The organism is Chitinophaga sp. Ak27 (assembly GCF_012726295.1).
Lineage (GTDB): Bacteria > Bacteroidota > Bacteroidia > Chitinophagales > Chitinophagaceae > Chitinophaga.
In genome coordinates this window covers 163,484-183,597 of sequence record NZ_JABAOB010000003.1, presented here as the reverse complement: position 1 = coordinate 183,597, position 20,114 = coordinate 163,484, and the positions used below count along the sequence as shown (strand labels likewise).

At 46.8% G+C, this 20,114-nt stretch carries 19 protein-coding genes; 10 read left to right on the top strand and 9 right to left on the bottom strand.

What is annotated here, in order from left to right; translation table 11 throughout:
• Window positions 1-5: 5 nt before the first annotated feature.
• From HGH90_RS12225 to HGH90_RS12210, 4 genes are all read right to left on the bottom strand, one after another.
• Complete coding sequence (locus HGH90_RS12225; protein ID WP_168761715.1) at window positions 6-905, bottom strand: EboA domain-containing protein; 900 nt, start codon at window positions 903-905, stop codon at window positions 6-8.
• A 425-nt stretch (window positions 906-1,330) separates the two neighbouring features.
• On the bottom strand, window positions 1,331-2,869 hold the full coding sequence (locus tag HGH90_RS12220; protein ID WP_168761714.1) for an FG-GAP-like repeat-containing protein: 1,539 nt from the start codon (window positions 2,867-2,869) through the stop codon (window positions 1,331-1,333).
• 148 nt (window positions 2,870-3,017) lie between these two features.
• Entirely contained in the window at window positions 3,018-4,799 is a 1,782-nt protein-coding gene (locus HGH90_RS12215) for a RagB/SusD family nutrient uptake outer membrane protein (RefSeq protein WP_168761713.1), read from the bottom strand.
• A 30-nt stretch (window positions 4,800-4,829) separates the two neighbouring features.
• Window positions 4,830-8,054 (bottom strand): SusC/RagA family TonB-linked outer membrane protein, encoded by a 3,225-nt coding sequence (locus tag HGH90_RS12210; RefSeq protein WP_168761712.1) that lies wholly within the window; start codon window positions 8,052-8,054, stop codon window positions 4,830-4,832.
• A 597-nt stretch (window positions 8,055-8,651) separates the two neighbouring features.
• Between HGH90_RS12210 and HGH90_RS12205 the strand changes: the two genes are divergently transcribed.
• Window positions 8,652-9,038, top strand: a complete 387-nt coding sequence (locus HGH90_RS12205) for a transmembrane 220 family protein (protein ID WP_168761711.1) — start codon at window positions 8,652-8,654, stop codon at window positions 9,036-9,038.
• Between the two features lie 73 nt (window positions 9,039-9,111).
• On the opposite strand, the gene HGH90_RS12200 is transcribed toward HGH90_RS12205, so the two are convergent.
• Complete coding sequence (locus HGH90_RS12200) at window positions 9,112-11,331, bottom strand: hypothetical protein (RefSeq protein ID WP_169191204.1); 2,220 nt, start codon at window positions 11,329-11,331, stop codon at window positions 9,112-9,114.
• Window positions 11,332-11,471: 140 nt separating this feature from the next.
• On the opposite strand from HGH90_RS12200, the gene HGH90_RS12195 reads away from it, so the two are divergent.
• The 5 genes from HGH90_RS12195 to HGH90_RS12175 all read left to right on the top strand — a co-directional run bounded on the left by HGH90_RS12195 (window position 11,472) and on the right by HGH90_RS12175 (window position 14,511).
• Window positions 11,472-11,993, top strand: a complete 522-nt coding sequence (locus HGH90_RS12195) for a DinB family protein (protein ID WP_169191203.1) — start codon at window positions 11,472-11,474, stop codon at window positions 11,991-11,993.
• An 84-nt stretch (window positions 11,994-12,077) separates the two neighbouring features.
• Window positions 12,078-12,818, top strand: coding sequence for an SDR family NAD(P)-dependent oxidoreductase (locus HGH90_RS12190; RefSeq protein ID WP_168761708.1), 741 nt, complete (start codon window positions 12,078-12,080; stop codon window positions 12,816-12,818).
• A 118-nt stretch (window positions 12,819-12,936) separates the two neighbouring features.
• Window positions 12,937-13,389, top strand: coding sequence for a MarR family winged helix-turn-helix transcriptional regulator (locus HGH90_RS12185; RefSeq protein WP_168766854.1), 453 nt, complete (start codon window positions 12,937-12,939; stop codon window positions 13,387-13,389).
• Between the two features lie 64 nt (window positions 13,390-13,453).
• Window positions 13,454-13,888 (top strand): DoxX family protein, encoded by a 435-nt coding sequence (locus HGH90_RS12180; RefSeq protein ID WP_168766853.1) that lies wholly within the window; start codon window positions 13,454-13,456, stop codon window positions 13,886-13,888.
• A gap of 35 nt (window positions 13,889-13,923) precedes the next feature.
• On the top strand, window positions 13,924-14,511 hold the full coding sequence (locus HGH90_RS12175; RefSeq protein WP_168766852.1) for a YceI family protein: 588 nt from the start codon (window positions 13,924-13,926) through the stop codon (window positions 14,509-14,511).
• Window positions 14,512-14,653: 142 nt separating this feature from the next.
• On the opposite strand, the gene HGH90_RS12170 is transcribed toward HGH90_RS12175, so the two are convergent.
• Both HGH90_RS12170 and HGH90_RS12165 read right to left on the bottom strand, forming a co-directional pair.
• Window positions 14,654-15,937 carry a DEAD/DEAH box helicase gene (locus HGH90_RS12170; RefSeq protein WP_168766851.1) on the bottom strand — a complete coding sequence of 428 codons (1,284 nt, stop codon included), beginning with the start codon at window positions 15,935-15,937 and terminating at the stop codon, window positions 14,654-14,656.
• Window positions 15,938-16,077: 140 nt separating this feature from the next.
• On the bottom strand, window positions 16,078-16,605 hold the full coding sequence (locus tag HGH90_RS12165; RefSeq protein WP_145663867.1) for a YceI family protein: 528 nt from the start codon (window positions 16,603-16,605) through the stop codon (window positions 16,078-16,080).
• Between the two features lie 169 nt (window positions 16,606-16,774).
• On the opposite strand from HGH90_RS12165, the gene HGH90_RS12160 reads away from it, so the two are divergent.
• The gene (locus HGH90_RS12160) at window positions 16,775-17,530 is read left to right on the top strand and encodes a DUF4184 family protein (RefSeq protein WP_168766850.1); all 756 of its coding nucleotides are present in this window, start codon (window positions 16,775-16,777) and stop codon (window positions 17,528-17,530) included.
• On the opposite strand, the gene HGH90_RS12155 is transcribed toward HGH90_RS12160, so the two are convergent.
• Window positions 17,506-18,180: a hypothetical protein gene (locus HGH90_RS12155; protein WP_168766849.1), complete on the bottom strand. Its 675-nt coding sequence runs from the start codon at window positions 18,178-18,180 to the stop codon at window positions 17,506-17,508. The genes HGH90_RS12160 and HGH90_RS12155 overlap by 25 nt on opposite strands.
• A gap of 36 nt (window positions 18,181-18,216) precedes the next feature.
• On the opposite strand from HGH90_RS12155, the gene HGH90_RS12150 reads away from it, so the two are divergent.
• Genes HGH90_RS12150 through HGH90_RS12140 form a run of 3 tightly spaced genes read left to right on the top strand, consistent with a single transcriptional unit; the run spans window position 18,217 to window position 19,809 of the window.
• Entirely contained in the window at window positions 18,217-18,744 is a 528-nt protein-coding gene (locus HGH90_RS12150) for a DUF1697 domain-containing protein (RefSeq protein ID WP_168766848.1), read from the top strand.
• Between the two features lie 50 nt (window positions 18,745-18,794).
• The gene (locus HGH90_RS12145; protein ID WP_168766847.1) at window positions 18,795-19,265 is read left to right on the top strand and encodes an RNA polymerase sigma factor; all 471 of its coding nucleotides are present in this window, start codon (window positions 18,795-18,797) and stop codon (window positions 19,263-19,265) included.
• A 4-nt stretch (window positions 19,266-19,269) separates the two neighbouring features.
• The gene (locus HGH90_RS12140) at window positions 19,270-19,809 is read left to right on the top strand and encodes a hypothetical protein (RefSeq protein WP_168766846.1); all 540 of its coding nucleotides are present in this window, start codon (window positions 19,270-19,272) and stop codon (window positions 19,807-19,809) included.
• Here the strand turns inward: HGH90_RS12140 and HGH90_RS12135 are convergent.
• Window positions 19,806-20,051, bottom strand: a complete 246-nt coding sequence (locus tag HGH90_RS12135) for a DinB family protein (RefSeq protein WP_168766845.1) — start codon at window positions 20,049-20,051, stop codon at window positions 19,806-19,808. The two genes, HGH90_RS12140 and HGH90_RS12135, sit on opposite strands and share 4 nt — an antisense overlap.
• Between the last annotated feature and the right edge of the window lie 63 nt (window positions 20,052-20,114).

Sequence of the window (20,114 nt, the reverse complement as noted above, 5' to 3'; positions counted from 1 at the left end):
TGTTATCATTTTACTATTTTCTCTGCCAGCATATCCCAGGTGAGACTACCTTCCAGGATGGCGGCGGTTAATGCGGGTGACTGTGCCAGCAGCTCTTTTGCGGGCGCATAATCGCATTGTGCGCAAACCAGGGCGGCCGCTTCTCTTTCCACACTGTTCAACGAGTGCCAGATGCGGATAATATCCGGAAAATTATCTGCGGTCACAAATTTTATCAGCAGTCGCCATTGCATGGGGTCGGCGTTTCTGCCGGCGGCCCAGCGCTCATGGGCGAAATCTGTAAGGATATTGGCCAGCGCCACATTGGCTCTTTCATCGAGCCCGGTGATGAGATGCAGTGGTTTGTCGGTGAAAATGGCTTTCATTACCAGCTGATTCCAGGCGGGTTCGGGCAGGTAGCGGGCAGGCCAGGGATTATGCAGCATAATGGCTTCCTGTACCAGGCCAATATTAGACCGGATGCCTTCAGAAGTACGTCCTATCCATTCTTCCGGCCACGGCAGCAGGGGAAGGGCGCTATATAAGGCCGACAGCTCATTCATTTCTGCGGCGTTAAACAATTTTTCCAGGGTATCCAGGTAAATTGCTTTATCTGATACCGGCAATTGCAACAACCACCAGACCCGTGTGAGACGGTCTAACGTCCACCCACGTACGAAAAAAGAAGGTACCAGTGCTTGCAACCCTGCTTCCTCTGCAGGCGAAAGCGTAATAACTCCCTTACCGGTGAAACGTGGAATAGCCGTAAAAGTTTGATTAAAAGCAGGGATAGCGCCGGTTTGTTGTTGCAGCTCCAGTCGCTGCTGTAGCCAGTTGCTGGCTTTTTCGCTCCCGTTATTCCTGATGATCGTGCTAAGCAGCGTGTTCACTTTATCCTGATCATATACATATTCAGCCACTGACATATCCTGTTTAAAACAATAATCCTGATTTCAGAATAAAATTACCCCGGAATAATGGGATTTTCCGCATTCGGTTGTTTTTTTATGATAGGTGGCAAAATAGGGCGATGGAGGGGGCCTACAGTGAATAGTACAAAATAAAAGAGAGGCATTACTGCCTCTCCTTCCGCCATTCTAAAACCTGATTATGCATCAGGATATCTTTGTATCACCAGAATACTTATGGTATTCATGGTGCAATAAGGTATATTTTGGGAAAACGTTGTTTATGAACGATTGTGCATTAATAATCAAAAACATATGATGGGTAGTGTTCTCCACAGTAATGATTTGAAAAAAACGATTAATACACGTTGCAATAAAATATGGCCGTAAGATACATATTTCTGCTTTCATTCCAAATAAACAAACGTTTTTTACGTTGCATTTTATCGCTTCGAATTGTTCAGCAATACAATAAACGGCTGATATTCCTTCCAGTCGGCCTTATAATCATCAAGTATAATAAACCCTCTTGCATAGTTTCCTAGTACAATGTCCAGGTCACCATCTCCATCACTGTCTTTTACATCCATACAAATCCACCTTCCTTCTTTTTCAATGGGTGGTGCATGCGGTGTAAATGAAAGCGGTTTATTTCCTCCTTCAAAGAAGATAAATTTTTCAGCCGGATTGTTTTGAAAGTCAGCAAAAAAGGCAATGGCAGCAATGTCCATTTTTCCATCGTGATTGAAGTCTGCTGCTACAGCTTTTGTGCATCCGTTCACCGGGTAATGCCAGGTCTCCCTGTATTTATTATTCCCTTCATTAAGATAGACGTATAAACCGTGGTAAGGTTTAAGCACCATCGAAAAATCGGCATTATCTCCACAGGTATATAGTATATCAGGTTGTCCATCGCCGTTAAAATCCGTCAGTTGGAAACTGGTAGAACCATAGAGAGGCGGGAATCTCAGGAGATTTCTCGAAGTAAATCCTCCTTTCCTATCATTCTCGAACAACCAGATACCTTCATCGCCGGCGGCAAACAACGCCATGATGTCCGTATAGCCGTCACGGTTAAAATCACCGGTTATTGCCTGTAAGGCGCCGGGCACCTCCCATATAGGGAGGTTTTTAAACGTATGGTCAGGCAGCTGCTTCAACCAATACAGCCCTCCTTGATTGTGTCCAAAAGCGCATACCAGCATATCTTCCAGGCCATCCTTATCAAAATCGGCGGTGAGCGTTTGAACCGGACGTTTCAGGAAGGGCATCAGGTCTTTTTGCTGGCTATGCGGATTATCGAGGGATAAGCGGGTCACGATACCAGCAGACACATCCACAGCGCGCATGTTACCTATTTCGGTTAAAATACCGGACTGCTGCCCTGTACTGTCTTTGGTAAATAAAACATTTACGGCCGGAGAAGGCAACTTCCAGGTATTCAGCACCTGGCGGTCCCGGTTCCAGCGCGTCAGGGTATTATTATTGCCGTCGCTGGTAAGCAACCCGCTTCCATCGGGCAGGAACGCCACCATTGTAGTGGCAGCGGGTTCGAGGCTGTCTTTCATTACCGGTGTTTGCATGGAGAAAATTGACCAGTCATGTTGCAAGGGTACCGGCGGTTTGGCGGGCAATAACTTTTCCGGCGCCTGTGTCTGATAGTAGGCTACCAATTCCGTCCATTCCTTGATGGAAATAAGCGCCGGTTTTTCGCCCGGCATCGGGGGATAATAGTGATTGCCACTCCATACCCTGATTCCCAATTTAAGGGCCATTGCGGGTAATACGTGCCGGGTCCAGGTATCTTTGTCCAACAAATCGGGAGATACCGGTAAATGGCAGCCGGAACAATACTTATCAGCCAGTTTTTTTCCTTTTTCTTCCGGGGTAGGGGTATGACATCCGCTTTGCAACAACCCGCCGGATAGGAGCAGGAATAAGGCCGCTGAGATCCGCGTCCATTTGTTTGGTTGATTGGGCATGGGTTCTTTTTTCAAGTATCACAATATAAAATATTTACGGATCTCCTGTTTTTTTGATTTCGGGGGAAGGAATACCTGTCAGTTATCCATCTTCCGTAAAATCAAAAAAGGGAGATCCGCAAATCATATCAGGTGACCAAAATCCTGCTTAGTAGCCGGCGTTCTGTTTCAGCACCGGTTGCCCATTCTGCAGCGTCAAATCTATCTGACGTTGCGGTATCGGGAAGTACTCATTCTTTCCTTTGGTAAACTGGGCCCCGATCAGATCAGGGAAACCAGCCTTAGTAGTTTCGTAAGTATAATAGGCGGTAAGTACCTGGTCTGCAATACCCCAGCGGGAAAGATCGAAGAAGCGGTGACCTTCGGTGGCCAGTTCCAGTTTACGTTCAAAATAAATGGCTTTCAAGGCATAGGCTGTGGAAGCAAACAGTGGGTAATCGCCTATTTTATAATTGGCGGCCATTACGCCAGGCACGAATTGCTTGGTAGCATCATCCCACTTATGCAGCCATTCCGTTGGATTATTTTTCATCCGGTCGCGCACCTTGTTCACCATATCTGTAGCCACCTGCAGGTTGCCGGTTTGTGCTGCCGCTTCTGCGTACATCAGCACTACATCCGCAAAACGTATCAGGTTTACGTTGATAGCGGAACCTGGCGCCCAGGAGTGTGCATCATGATATTTGTCCTGATCTTTCTTCCAGTATACCATTTTCTTGGGAGAATAAGGACCACCATAGCCCTGATCACGCTGCCAGATAGCGCCGGGGTGATTTCCCCAGTCGTGATAAGGCAATCCACGACGGCCTACAGTCCAGTCGAGGCGGGGATCCAGCGGATCAGCATCTGGTACAAAAGCCTGGGAACTGGTAATCCCTTTATCAGACTTTACAGGATGATCGTTATAATCATCCAGGTAAGGAAGCCCGCTGGCGTCTACGCGATAAGAGTTAACCAGGTCCTGGGACGGCTGGAAGAAGCCGCAGCAGCCAAATGGACTTGGGTCATACGGGAAGTTGAGCATTTCACCGGAGTTGGCGTTAGCAATGGTATTGGTACCATCGTTAGCGGTCATTTCGATATAAAATACAGCTTCCGGGTTATTTAACTTTTTGGAGGCATCAAAGTTATCCTCAAAACGGTTAGAGAGCCGGTAAGGCACGCCTGCACTGGTTTTTCCGGAAGACACCACAGTAGCTAACAGGGTAAAGGCTTCTGCATATTTTTTCTCGTATAAATAAGTTTTACCGAGATAAGCCTGCGCAGCCGACTTGTTGGCCCTGGTTACTTCTCCGCTGGCCACGTAATCGTCAGGGAGATTATCTGCTGCGAATTTGAAGTCTGCTTCAATGAAAGGCCATATATCCTTGTCGTTAGATACTCTCACATCTACAGAGGTATCAGACACGTAAGGCACCTTATTGAAGAATTTTTTCAATTCAAAGTAGTAGTGTCCACGCAGGAAACGCGCTTCCGCTTCCACTTGCGTCTTTTGGGCAGGTGTCATATCGGTAGCCTGTTTCATTTTCTGCAGGGTAAGGTTACAACGGCTTACGCCTTCATACACGGCTTTCCACTTGGTATTAAAAAAGCTGTTACTGGCATTGTAAGTACTTCTGGCAATATCGTTGATAGGCTCCTGGTCACCGGCATTACTGCCTTTATGGGCATCACCTCCAACCACACTACCATAAATCCAGTTGGTAGGCGATGCTTCCCATGGATTGCCACCTGCTACGGCGGCACCATTGCCTTGTCCGTCGAGTACGGCATAAGCGCCGATCAGTAAAAAGTTTACCCCATCTTTATTAGCCACAATTTCTTCTGTGAGCGTGCCCTGCGGCGCACGTTCCAGGAAACTCTTTGAGCAGGCTGTCAGCAAGCCTGCCAGCGCTACTATAACAACACTTGAATATCTTAATGTTTTCATTTGTTTCATTTTTACAGTTCAACAAAAGGATCAGAAGGTAACGTTTACGCCCACCAGGTATTGACGCTGATTAGGATACGCGCCTTCATCCAATCCGAACGACTGTGTATTTCCAGCTACTTCGGGATCTATACCGGAATATTTGGTGATGGTAAAGAGGTTCGCCGCCTGGGCATATACCCTGAACTTGGTGATACCCACTCTCTTCAGCAAATAAGAGGGTAAGGTGTATCCCAGCTGCATATTTTTTGCGCGCAGGTAGGAGCCATTTTCCACGAAATAAGAGTTAGGTGCACCGGAAGTACTGGGAGAGGAAGCCACTTCCTGGATAGGGGCCTTGGCATTCTGGTGAGTGGGCGTCCAGGAATCATACAGCGCTGTTTTGCTTTTGGCACTTACAAAGGAAGGATAGAAGTCTGTCCACCATTTCACCTGGTTCCAGATCTTATTTCCCTGTACGCCGTAGAAGAAGGCACTAAAATCCCAATGTTTATACGTTAAACCGATATTCAATCCATAAGTAAATTTAGGATTGGGGTTGCCAAGGTAAGTACGGTCGCTGGCATCTACTTTGCCATCGCCATTTACATCGGCGTATTTAAAACGACCTAAGCCTGCGCCGATCTGGTATTCTTTCAGATCAGGGAATTTGGCTTTAGCGGAGGCATTAGCAGCATCTATTTCCGCCTGGGTGTTCCAGAAACCGATTATCTTATAACCAAAGAATTCGCTGATAGATTGCCCGATAGCATTGCGGATGATCGGGGAACCGAAACGGCGGCTTTCCAGGTCGAAGTAAGGAGCTGATTCAGAAATAGCCAGGATCTTATTATTATACGTAGTTAAAGTACCGGTAACGGTGAGTTTGAGGTCCCTGGTCAGGTCTGTATTGGAAGTGATAGAGGCGTCCCATCCTTTGTTCCTCATTTTTGCTACGTTGGTATACGGCGTGGTAGCCGCTCCGAATACGCCGGCTAATTCCGGGTTATACAACAGGTCCCTTACTTCTTTGGTGTAGTAATCAACTGTGAATTCCAGCTTACCTTTAAACAACGTTGCATCTACACCGATGTTGGCGTTGACATTGCTTTCCCATTTAGCATTGGGGTTACCAATTTGTCTTTTGATAAAACCTTTGCTGGTGGTGGCAGCGCCATTGATGGCATAGAAGGAAGACGTTCTGTCGAAGCCATATGCGGTAAACTGGTTGCTGGGTGTTACGTTGATCTGGTTACCCATGATACCGTAGCCGCCACGCAGTTTCAGGTCGGAAATCCAGGAAACATTCTTCATAAATTCTTCCTGTGAAATACGCCAGGCCAGACTCACCGCAGGGAAATTACCATAGCGGTTAGAGGGTCCGAAACGACTTGAACCATCACGGCGAATTAAAGCGCCGATGAGGTAACGGTCTTTATAGGAGTAGTCGGCCCGGGCAAACAGTGAGAACAATCCGTCTGTACCAAAACCGCTGCCATTGGTAGGTGTGCCGGTACCAGTGCTAAGGTTGGTAAAGTCGGGATCGAAGGTGAAATAATCGGTGGTGGTACCGGTCAGTGTACGGAAATGGTTATCGTACGCTTCTGTACCAATCATCACTTTCAGATCGTGTTGTTGATTGAAATTTTTATGAAAACTCAGGGTGTTGGTCCAGGTCCAGTCGTAGCCGTTGCCGGTAGTTTCTGTATACTGATTCACCGTTGTATTTTCTGCATTTTCATATTCCGGGAGCGTAAAGCTGTTGTTGTCAAAAGAATATATTTCACCGCCGAAGCTGGTTCTCAGTGTGAAGTTCTTGAGGATGTCTGCTTCTGCATACACGTTACCCAGCAAGCGGTTGGCGAGTGCTTTGGTTCTTCCGAAGCGATCCTGTATAGCTACAGGGTTACGGGCGTTACCCAGGTCTTTTCCGCTGGATCCGGCATAATTTCCTTTGATATCATACACCGGGATGATGGTTAGCTCGCGGAAAGCCATACCAATACCGCTACCTTCCACCAGCGTACCAATCTGCGGGTTGTTGATAATGGAATATTCCAGGTTTTCGCCTACCCTGATATGATCGGTTATGTTGAAGTTGCTGTTGGCGCGTACGGCGTAACGTTTGTTATAGGTATTGGTAAGTGTACCCTGTTGATTGAAATAATAGAAGGAGAAGAAATAGTTGCCGATATCGCTGCCACCGCCCACGGAGATATTATGGCTGGTAATGGGTGCTGGTTTAAATATTTCATGAAACCAGTCAGTACCTTGTTTGTTGGCTTTGGTAATGCGATAAAATGATGCCAGGTCTGCTGCGGATTTATAGTTCGGGTTTACGAAATATAAGTTGGGATTTGTAGCAGGGTCGCCCTCTTTTAGACCTACCGGTGCAATGTAATCGGGTAATACAGGCGTAGGGCCGCTACCGTATTGTGCATCTGTTAAAGGGTTGCCGGGAGAGTTTTTAATGGCCATCCATTTCAGATCGGCTTGTTCCTGTGGATTGAGGAGGTTCCATACGTTACCACCTTGTGGTTGTTGACGGCCATAGTAGCCATCATAGGAAACCTTTACTTTGCCGGTGCCTCTTTTGGTGGTGATTACGATCACCCCGTTGGCCGCGCGGGCGCCGTAAATAGAGGCAGCGCCTGCATCTTTAAGCACTTGCATGGTTTGTACATCATTGGGGTTTACGTCGGTGAGGTTAGACACCGGTACTCCATCGATGATGTAGAGTGGCGTGTTATTCCCAAAGGTATTGATACCCCTGATTTTCACTTGTGGTTCCTGGCCTGGCTGACCACCACCCAATACGGTTACACCAGATACCTGGCCCTGCAGCTGGCTGGCAATCTGCGAGGTTGGTTGTTTGGTGAGGTTTTCTACTTTTACGATAGAAACTGCGCCTGTCAGATCTTTCTTTTTCTGGCTGGCATAACCGGTTACTACCACTTCTTCCAGTGACCCCACTTTTTCTCCGAGTTGTACATTCATTGGCCCACTACCCACGACGGCTTCCTGGGGATCGTATCCTACGAAGGAGAAAACGAGTGTTTCACCTGATTTGGCCTGAATAGAGAAAGTACCTGCTGGATCTGTAGCGGTACCACGATTAGTACCCTTTACAAAAACGGTGACGCCGGGCAGCGCATTGCCGGATGCCTTGTCAGTCACTTTCCCCGTGATTTTTGATTGTGCGTAAACGTTGCCGCCGGCCAGCAGCAACAGGATGCCGCATAGCGCGGCTAGGGCCTGGTAAAATTGCTTTTTCATAACGTGATTTAAAGGGTAACGTTTAAGAAAAAATGGTTAGAAAATAAGAGTTCCTCTTGTATATACTTCCACTGCTAACCAGACACCACCTTGCATACCTCTCCCTTTCCTGTTATGCGTAGGCTATAACAGGTCATTGATGATAGATGTATTTAAGCATTAACTACCCGGCGACCATGCATGATGCGCTACATGGAGCTGAATAAGAAATAAAGTGTCTGTTCAACAATTAAATTATAACCGTTAAAGCATTGATTAACTAAAACAAACACCGCTGATCAAATGATGGTTATTTCATGTGAATCTTCGTTTAAAGTTGTTTAGTGATATGGACTACATTACTACTGGGTGTGAGAAACTTTGACGACTGTTACAAACATTTTCTAACTCAGATTTTGGTTCTCACGTGGAATTCTGTTATCGGTTTCGAATATATAACATTATTCCAGTCTGTACAAATGCTACTTTAACATTTTTTTTAAAAATGCCAAATTTGCGGGTCATTCTTCCACTATTCCGCACTACTGAGATAAAATAATACAAGGAAATACACTTTTGAAATTCTTTTGTGTATGTTTAAGCCCTAATTTTTATGTCATGAAAGCATTGAATATCTTCCTTTCCCTGATGTTCGTCCTCTTTGCCGGCTTACAGTACAATGATCCCGATCCATACGTATGGATGCCTATCTATTTATACGCTGCCGTATTTTGCTGGCTGGCAGCCCGCCAACGTTTCTATCCCAAATGGTATATAGCGGGTATATTGGTATACCTGGCATATGCTACCTATAAATTCTTTGATCAGAATGGTGTGGAGGACTGGTTTACCAAACACAATGCAGAAAACCTGGCTGAAACGATGAAGGCCACCAAACCATGGATAGAAGAAACCCGTGAATTTTTCGGTTTGTTCATCTGCATTGGCGCATTGTTGATGAATTACTTTTACGGCAAGCGGAAAATGAAGGCTGGCCGGGCCTGAGAAAATATCTCTTTATAGAAAACAGGAGGGCGGTGGAGCTATCCACCGTCCTCCTGTTTTTATACGCCTCCTGTTACAGGCTGATCTCCTGGGGCCCGCCATGCAGGGTAATTTCCTTGTTTCTCCAGCGGAACTTTCCTGTAATCCCGAAAGGCAATTTAACGTTGCCGGTTACACGATTATTTTTAAATGCCAGGTCTACTTCCAGCAGGCCGCCATCCGGATGCGCCATGGCAGCCTTTACATGGGGCGCCTCGCCCGGATCTGGCGCTATTAGTACCGTTTTAAAACCATAGCTGGTTGACTGTATACCCGCCATAATACCCAGCAGGAAAATATTGCTGACGGCACAGGCTGACTGGTATTGTTGTTCCTGTAGCGGCGGCAACGCCTGCAGTTCTGCCGGGAAAGTAGCGGTAACACCTGTTTCCTGCATAGCTTTGAAAATATAGTATTTCTCCCGCCAGGATTCCTGTGGCGACGATGCTTCTTTCAGTAAACGTTGCATAATACTCTTTACCTGCCTTGGCGGTACCGCCTGCGCCAGCACCAGCATGGCATTGGTGTAGCGGGAATAGCTTTTCCCCCCTGGCGTTTCTGCATACCATCCTTTGTCCGCATCATAGCATTGCTGGTATAATACTTCCCGGAGCTTGTCGGCATTGCGGGACCAGGACAGGGAGTCGCCTGGCTTATCGCAGTAGCCGGCAATAAGGGCCGCCTGCCTTAACGCGTACAGGTATTGGGCTGTTAGCGGACAAAGCGGCAGGCTGTCTTTATAAGGCATATAGCCCGGCAGGCCAGTGCTGGCGTCGGGATAACGGTCTACCCAGTCGAGGATGCTCTTAATACCCGGATATACCTGCCTGGCCAGCGCCTTATCTGATTTATATAAAAGATAGTCTTGTACAGCACCTACCCAGGACAGTGCAGCCGTTACCGTTACCTGGCGGTCGTCTGACGGGTACCGGGCACGCACCAGGCCCTCCGGAACGCGCGACTGGTCTGTTTGCAGCAAAGCATTTCTCCACAGCTGATGATCTCCCGAAAAAAATGCCAGTGCCAGTCCCTGTATTTGTGCGTCCTGGATATACTGTAATTGTTCCTGGAAGGGATCGTTATAGAGGTTGTCCTGCGCACCCAGCAATGTTATACGCTTACTGTTATTCCACAACGAGTCTGCCCTGGCATTGGCAGCAAACGCAGATTTATCGGACAAGCCATACTGCGTATATACGTTAAAGTAATCGTGCAGGATAAGCGGCGCTTTGCCTGTTTCAATATCCAGCTGTACATAGCGAAAGCTGCGGTATCCGGAAGCGCTGACCCTGCGGCGGTTTCCGCCATCAGGACGAACGATATCCTTTACCGTTGCATTGCCATCTGCTATTGCTTTATAGGTTATATGGATAGCAGCATCCAATCCGCCGCTGATTAGCATTTCCGGGAAACCAGTGGTAGGCTGCCCTGCATCGAGGAGTAAAGACACTTTTCGTTTAGCCGGTATTGTTAGTGCACCGGCGCCCTTTAAAAAGTTGGTATCAGCGGCTGCTCCTTGCTGGGATGCCAGCCGGGAAAAATTTTGCCGCTCCTGTAAGAGTGGCCCGAAGGGCCGGGGAGCAAGGAGGCGCCCATTTCCTGCGCTGCTGCCTTGCAGCACCGGGGGGGCCACGGTTATCGCTTTCTCCCAGCTACTATCTTTATACGCTGTTTGCTCCCATCCCCAGGGATGGTATTGCGCTACGACACTGTCGCCCGGAAACGCGCCATAGAAGCGGGCACCAGGCTTTACCGGCAGCAAGTTAAAGGCTTCATCTTCCGTTACCCTCCATGGCGTACTGCCGGTGTTGATAATGGCGGCCTCCCGGGAACGATGTCCCTGCACCAACAGGGCAGTACCCTTCGTAAATTGTCCCTGCGGCCTGCCAGGACCGTAGTTGATGACTTCTATCGCCAGGCTGTTATCACCATATTTCAGGTAAGGGCTGATATCCATCGTTTCATAGTACCAGTTGGCCGGGTCGGACCGGGCAGGTCCCATGCCGGCGAAACGCCCGTTTACATACAGGCGGTAGTAGTTGTCGGCCGACAAATGAATAATAAAAGGCCCTGAGTAATTCAGCAGTGAAAACTGTTTACGGAAAAGATAAACGCCGTAGGCGTAGGGGGTGTTGGTAACAGGACTAATCCAGCTGGCATCCCATTGCCTGGGCATAGTATTGGTTGCTTCCGGCGTTTGTGCGTACGCAGTAACGGAAAGCCCTATTAATGCCCATAATAGCAAATATTTCATAGCAGGGTACTTGTAGGTGATCGGTAGTCAGGATATGTTATACACAAATATATTAAATATAATAATAACATTATATAACTATCCGATGCGACGGGTGGCTGTAAAAATTGTTTGTATCTTGACTTAATAAAATACCACCGATGAAAAAAGATGCCATCTCTCCTGATCCTGGTTATTATACCCGGTATATTTCCCTGGTGCCGGACACAGATCTTAACACCGCACTGGACCAGGCATTTAAAGACCTAGCCACTCTCGATGCAGCTCAGCTGGAACCTCTGGGCAACTATGCCTATGAACCGGGCAAATGGACTGTAAAAGAAGTGTTGCAACATATTACTGATACAGAACGGGTGTTTACTTTCCGGGCCCTGATGTTTGCTCGGGGCGACAAGCAGGTCCCCCCCAGCATGGACCAGGATGAATATGCTGCCCATGCAGCCACCCACCATCGCAGTGTTGCAGAGGTACTGGAGGAGTTAAAGGCCGTGCGCATGGCCAGCATCGCGCTGTTCAAGAGCTTTTCCGATGAGGTGCTGCAGCAAACCGGTATGAGTTGGAAAACAGAGATGTCGGTACTCGCATTGGGATTTACTACCGTTGGGCACCAGCTGCATCACCTGCAAATACTCCGGGAAAGATACCTGCAGACACAAAACTAACATAGAGGTTAGTAGTTAACAATTAACACTCCTCTTCTTTACAACCGGCGACCAGGCTAGCTTTGCTGTCATAAAATATTTTTTATGAAACGTCTGGAAAATAAAATAGCCCTGGTTACAGGAGGAAGTCGTGGTATGGGTGCCGCCATTGTAAAGCGCTTATCAGCAGAAGGCGCCACAGTTGTTTTTACCTATGTAAAGGGAGCAGCGGCAGCTGCCGCGCTGGTAGCGGAGCTAACGGCCAAAGGAGAAAAAGTAAGCACCCTGGCGGCCGACAGCGCTGACCCCGCGGCAGTGATTGCGTCGGTGAATGAAACCGTTGCGCAACATGGCCGTATTGATATACTTGTTAATAACGCCGGTACTGCGGTTATGAAAGCATTTACTGAATACACCCTCGAAGATTATGAACATGTAATGGGAGTGAATACCCGTGCTGTATTTGTAGGTACCCAGGCCGCGTTACCGCACATGAGTACGGGTGGCCGGATCATTACCATTGGCAGCTGTATGGCAGACCGGGTAGTAGGTCCGCATGGTACGCTGTATAGTATGAGTAAATCGGCATTAATCTCCTTCAATAAGGGGCTGGCCCGCGACCTGGGCACCCGTGGTATTACGACCAACCTGGTACAGCCGGGTCCGGTAGATACCGATATGAATCCGGCAGACGGTCCGCATGCCGATTTCCAGCGCCAGCACATTGCATTGGGGCATTATGGGAAGGCAGAAGATGTGGCTGACCTGGTGAGCTTCCTGGCCGGCCCGGAAAGCAGTTATATTAATGGATCTGCACTCACGATAGACGGCGGTTTGAACAGCTAAAATAAGAAGGAAGACCTAAGGTCTTCCTTCTTATTTTATAGAATACGCTGTTAAAAAATTTGGAGAAATAAAAAATACACCTACCTTTGTTGTATAAACAACAGTTGTAAATGTAATTATGAAACTGGAGGAAGAACTGAAACAAACAAAATTCAAGGATGAATACCAACATGCTATGCTGAATATCATATTCACGGGTAGCTGGCTGGAAGTGGCGACATCTCATATATTGAAGCAGTTTGACTTATCCCCTCAGCAGTTTAATGTATTAAGAATCCTTCGTGGCAGCTATCCCAGGCCATTGAATTTGCTGGACATACAGGAGCGTATGATGGACCGGATGAGCAATGCGACAAGATTGGTAGAGAAGTTGCGTCAGAAAGGCCTGCTGACTCGCAAGCAGTGCGATAGCAATCGCCGGAAAGTAGAAATTGAGGTGACAGAAAAGGGCCTGAACTTATTAAAAGAGCTAGACCCTTTGATGGACAAGAGTCACAAAGAGCTGACAAAGAAAATCACGAAAGAAGAAGCCATTCTCCTCAATGAATTATTGGATAAACTGAGAAGTTGATTTTTTTTGCCCTAACAGTTGTATATACAATAAAAGTATCAACGATAATTTAAAACCTACATTTATGTTCAAACGATTATTGCAAACAGACGACAACATTGTATCTTTTATTATACGCATTACCGTAGCGCTGGTAATATTACCACACGGCGCCCAGAAGTTGCTTGGTATGTTTGGAGGTTATGGATTTAAAGCTACCATGAACTATTTCACCTCTTCCGGTACGCCTTCCATCCTGGCCTTCCTGGTGATCTTCACAGAGAGCATTGGCGCCTTGCTGATATTGCTGGGTTTCACCACCCGCCTATGGGCAGCTATGCTAACCGTTATTATGCTGGTTGCCATTTCTGTACATCACGCCAACGGGTTCTTTATGAACTGGGCTGGTACACAGGCAGGTGAAGGATTTGAATACCACTTACTGGTCATCGGCATCAACCTGGCCTTAATCATTAAAGGCGCCGGACGCTGGTCAGCAGACCGTCAGCTTTCAAAATAAAACATCATTATAATATTCTTTAAAACAAACAAATCATGAAGAAAGGTTTCTTTTTCACGGCCCTCCTGGTATTGGCCAGTATCGCCTCTTTTGCTCAGGTAAAATGGAACGCCGATCCGGCACACACCAGCATCATCTTTGGTGTAAAACACTTAGGACTGAGCTATGTGCAAGGTCATTTCAACAAATTCAATGGTACCATTGAAACTACCGACAGCACTAACTTCCAGAACGCAAAAGTAGATTTCACCGTAGATGCCGGCAGCATTTCCACTGGCGTAGATCAACGTGATGGTCACCTGAAAACAGACGACTTCTTTAACGTAGCCGAATATCCAGCCATCACTTTAAAAAGTGTATCCCTGAAAAAAGTAGCTGGCAACAAATACTTACTCCTCGCTGATCTGACCATTCGCAATACTACAAAACGTGTAACCTTTGACGTTACCTACAATGGTGTAATCAAAGATCCATGGGGCTTAAGAAGAGCTGGCTTCACCGCTAAAACTACCATCAACCGTTTGGATTTTGGTGTAAAGTATGCGGATAAATTACCTTCCGGTGTATATGCAGTAGCACCTACTGTTGACATTACTGTGAATGTAGAAGCGGTAAAGCAATAAAAGAGATTGTAAATAATTAGGGAATGATGCCGGCGCAATGCCGGCATTGTTGTTATATTATGTCGTGGATATAATATCTCCGTTAGCTATGGCATAACAAAAGAGGATGTGTGGCATCCTCTCTTCTTTATCTCCGAATAAACTATTTCTTCTTCGCCTTCTTCTTCGCTGTAGCCGCAGCACGTTTTTTCACTTTCTTCTGTAATTCATCCATTTCCTTGTTATGCTGATCGAGCAACAGTTGCCAGTTATCGTTGGGAATATCTTCGGAGAAGCTGATCGTTTCACGGTAATCATCTTTGTTGATGGTCATTTCCGTAATATTCTTTCCTAAAAATTTCTGGATGGTTTCCAGCATAGGTTTTTCTTCTGTACTACAGAAAGACACGGCCTGTCCTTTCTGTACACCACGCCCCGTACGGCCTACACGGTGCACATAGTTCTCCGCCACGTCGGGCAGATCGTAATTCACCACATAGTCTACGTTGGGAATATCGATACCTCTTGCATTTACATCTGTGGTAATCAATACCTTGACATCGCCGGATTTGAAGGCTGCCATTACGTCGAGGCGATCGCCCTGTTCCTTGCCGCCATGCATGGTAATGGATTTGATACCAATACGGGCCATGGCCGCCATTACGCGTTCTGCCCGTACTTTGGTACGCACAAATACGAGGATCTTGCTTTCCGGGAATTCTTTGATCAATCTTTCCAGGAAGAAGCGTTTATCGTCCATTTCTACGTAGGCCACCGCGTGACTTACATTTTTGGATACCGGGTCTTTGGGAGATATCTGTATGCGGATGGGATTATTCACTACAGAATAAGCCAGGTCCTTGATATCCTTATTGAGGGTAGCCGAAAAGAAAAGGGTTTGGTGTTCGCGGGGAATATGTTTAATCACATCGCGGATATCCCGGATAAAGCCCAGATCGAGCATGTGGTCGGCTTCGTCGAGTACCAGTGTTTGGGTGTGGCTCAGGTCTATATGCCCCTGGTTAATCTGGTCAAACATACGGCCGGGGGTAGCAATGAGTACATCTACGCCTTTTTCCAACATTTTTATCTGGGGCCCCTGGTCTACGCCTCCTACCAGCGCCAGGATACGGAGGTCGGTATACTGCGCAATACCCTGGAACACCTCTGCAATCTGGATAGCCAGCTCACGGGTAGGCACCATTACCAGGCATTTTACCTCGTAAGGAACTTTGCGGTGACGCCGGTCCTGCTGTTGGAGCCGATGCAGGATAGGAATGGCAAAAGCAGCCGTTTTACCGGTGCCGGTTTGGGCAATCGCCATCACATCATCCCCGTTCAGAATAGAGGGAATGGCCTTAAACTGTATATCTGTAGGCTTTTTAAAGCCCATTTCCTTCAGACTGTCCTTTATTTCAGCAGAGATATTGTATTGTTCAAATTTCATGGGTACAAAGATAGGATAAAGAAAAGAGCTAAAAGCGGAAAGCATAAAGCAAAAAGCTATTATGGAGATTGCGCTTAGCGAATATGTAAAAATCGCTTTTATCAATCTCCATAATAGCTTTTTGCTTTATGCTTTTCGCTTTATGCTTCCTTAATTAACTGCACTTCCATATTCAACTTCACTTCATCGCTGAGTACAATACCGCCGGCTTCAGTGGTAGCATTCCAACGAAGGCCATAATCAGCCCGGTGAAGGCGGCCTTTGAGTGCAAAACCTGCTTTGGTTTGACCATACGGATCTACGGTCGTTCCTGCATGTACTACGTCCAGTTCAATGGGATGGGTTTCCCCTTTAATGGTGAGCTCACCCAACAGTTTATATTGCTCGTCGTCTACCTTTTTTACTTTTTTGGAAACGAAGCTGATCTTTGGATGATTGGCCGCATCAAAGAAATCGCCGTTCTTCAGGTGCTCGTCCCTTTGCCTGTTTTGCGTGTCAATACTATCTGCCGCCGCTTCGAAAGAAATAGTAGCATCGTGAAAGTCATCACTGTTGGTTAGCATGTTTCCGGTAAAACGGGTAAAATATCCACTCACGTTTGTAATCATGAGGTGTTTAACTTTGAATCCTATTTCGCTGTGTGATTCATCAATTTTCCATTTTGTCATAGCACATTGTTTTTATGTTTTCAAAGACTAACTAAAAATACGTGTTATCACATGGAAAACGTTGGACATTTTACAGAAAATGATGGACAATTGTAACATTAACATTTCTTTATCATGCGGCGATTATTTATTGTAGTTTAATTAAATTTATATCCAATTACCATTAAAGATGCCTTTTACGATATCACATGCGGCGATAGTAGCCCCACTTACCTATGCCCCCCGCAAATACTTGTCTGCTACCGGTTTAATTGTCGGCAGTATGGTACCGGATTTTTTATATTTTATTTTTCTCAATCCCTATTTTAACCTGGGACATCTATGGTGGGGAATTTTCGTATATGATATACCGTTAGCACTGCTGCTGTCATACCTGTATCATCACAGAGTCAAACCGGTATTACTGCCTTACCTGCCTCAATGGGTCAGCGGAAGATTGCAGCCCTTCCAGGGGTTCAACTGGCACCGCTATTTCCGGCAACATTATTTTGTAGTGATCTATTCTATTATACTGGGGGTATTGACTCATTTTTTCCTCGATGCCTTTACCCATGAACATGGATTTTTTGTGCAGCTGTGGCCTTTTCTTCAACAAAATATTACCGTAGCCGGCCATGCTATCCAAACCTGGTATGGCATGCAATACCTTACTTCCTTTGCTGGCTTGCTGATATTGCTGCTCGTTTTCCTGAAAATATCACCGGAACCGTATACTGATACCGCCAGTTGGCCGCAAATTGCCGGCTTCTGGTTAGCAGTAGGTTTGTTGACCACCATCGTACTGGTGACCAATGAACACCTGCATTATATTTACTGTTACCGGCTCGATTACCTGGCCACTGTATTAGGCGGCGTTTTCTATGGACTGGTGGGCGCCGTATGGCTGTATAGCCGCCTTATTTACCCATCCCGGTCGGTACGATAGCACCATTCCAGGTGAAGGGTGTGCAGTATATGATGATACCGCTGTTCATTGTTGGTACCTGCGTAGATCCCGTTTACCGTACCATCCTGTTCAGTGGTGAATACAAGAATATCTTCATAATCGTTGGTGAAGAAGCGCAGCAGCTGGTGGGAAATCCCTGTCTGCTCCTGCCAGTTGCCGGTTACCGCCGCCAGGTGCTTCGCGGTAAGGTCTTCTTCCAGGTCGGTAAAAGCCGTGTGGGTAAGTCCCCCTAAAGCGCCATTCCACCAGGCCATCGACAGCAGGAAATTTTCGGTCGTATCCGAATCCACGAACCAGTCTTTCCGCGCACTGTCGTACGTGCCATATACCGGTGGATTACCGGCCGCCAGTTCCGCTTTAGACAATCCCCATAGCACCACGCCCTGGTTTTCTTCATAAAATACCAGGTGGTCATCTTCCGAAAAACCCATTTCGTTAAAGGCAGTCAGGCGGTTAAAGCTATCGTTGATTTGCCTGTTAGCACCCAGGGAGAGATAATATTCCCGGAGGGTAGCCGGGATACGGATCTGTAAACGTTCTTCCAGGGCTGCCAGTGCGGATTCAGGATAACCGTGGTTGCCGGCTTCCGGTAAGTTATATAACTTACGAATGATTTGTAGATAGTGCATGATGCAACAAACTTACAAAGTAAAGTTGAAAACCATATGACCAGGTATGTCGCATTTTTAAGGGCCGTTAACGTAGGCAAGCGTATCATTAAAATGGAAGATCTACGCCAACAGCTCACCACTGCGGGCTATAAAAATGTTAGCACCTATATTCAAAGCGGTAATATTATGTTTACCGCCAACGGCCAGGCAGCTGCCATATCCAAAAAAATGGAGCAACTACTGCTTCGTACCTACGGTTTTGAAGTGCCGGTTGTTATACGGTCGGTAACCGAGCTGGAGGCGGTAGTGGCCCAAACCCCTTTCCCCGGCATAGTGCCCGATAAAAAAGTACAGGTATACATCACGTTCCTGTCGGCGCCGGCGGGCCCACATGCAACGGCCGTCATCGCCTCGCTGCAATCGGCTGCCGAAACGCTTCACATGCAGGGCACCGAAGTATATACTATGATCCGGAAAGACCTGGAAACAAAGCCACTTGATGTAGTAGTCCGGCTGGAGAAAAAGCTGGGAGTACCCTGCACCACCCGCAACTGGGCTACGGTGAATAAAGTAATTTGGTGAGACTGTAAGTTTTTAACCCGGACTGCAACTAATTCCATAAAATCAGTTTCATGGATAAACAGGCCTTTCTTGCCGCTATTACGCAACACCAGGGAATGCTGCATAAGCTTTGCCGCCTGTACCGGGATACGCCGGAAGACCGGGAAGACCTTTTCCAGGAGATGATTTACCAATTATGGAAATCGTTTCCCTCGTTTCAGGGCAATGCCAAAATCAGCACCTGGATATACCGTATTGCCCTGAATACAGCGTTGGCCAGCTTCCGGAAGAAAAGCCTGCCCGTTACCTATACCGATACCCTCCCCGAAATAGCCCAGCCTGATCATAGGGATAACGAACAACAGGAATTGTTCTTTGCGGCGCTCAAACAACTCAGCGACGCAGAAAAGGCTATTATCGCCCTGTACCTGGAAGATATGAGCTACCAGGAAATTGCCGGTGTTATCGGAATAGAAGAGAACTATGTAGGTGTAAAGCTGAACCGCATCAAAAACAAAATCAAAAGCATTTTAAACTTATAAACATATGGATCACATTAAATCTTACTGGGATAATACACCCACTCCCCAAAAAAACATCCTGGAAATACAGGCACTGGCTGAAAAGAAAACATCCCCGGTGCTCATGAGTATCCGTAAGCAACTCACCATAGAAATAGTGAGCTATAGCGCCTTCCTGCTGGTATACTACGATTTCTTTGATGGCAACAAAAAGCCACTTTCCCTGAATTTATTGCTGGTAGCGGCGATGCTGCTTCTTTTGATACATAACGCCGTCGGCTATACGCTATCTAAACGTCCTGTATTGGGGGAAAATTTATTGGATAACCTGCGGAAGAAATCGTTGCAAATAAAGCAATACGCAGTGGTCTCCATCTCTTCCAAAATACTGGCGATGGCAGGTATATTTTCCTTTTTCCTGGGCACAGGTATTCAATGGAACAATGCCCGTTATACTGCATTGGCGGCCATTGCCGGCATTCTTTGCGTACAGGGTTACCTGCTATGGAGAGTATGGGCAGCGCGGGTAAAACGTATGAATACTACTATCGCTGAACTGAGTTAGTAAGTTCCCAGCATTTGTTGCAGATGGTGCTCCAAGTGATGTACATAGTCTTCTATTAAAAACTGTAATGGTAACACCGTACCATCTGCATACTTGCAGCATTTCAGTAAATCATCTTCCGGGATCACCTGTACAATAGCCGCCAGCTGGCGGTTGTACGCTTCCCATAGTTGGAGCATCAGCTGCCGGTACTGATGCTGGTACTGCCGGGCGCCGCGTTGCGCGGCTTGTTGTACTGGCATGGGTAGCTGGTTTCATTCAAATTTTGCGGTTAAAATCAAAAAAATCCCTGTCTTTTTCAATAG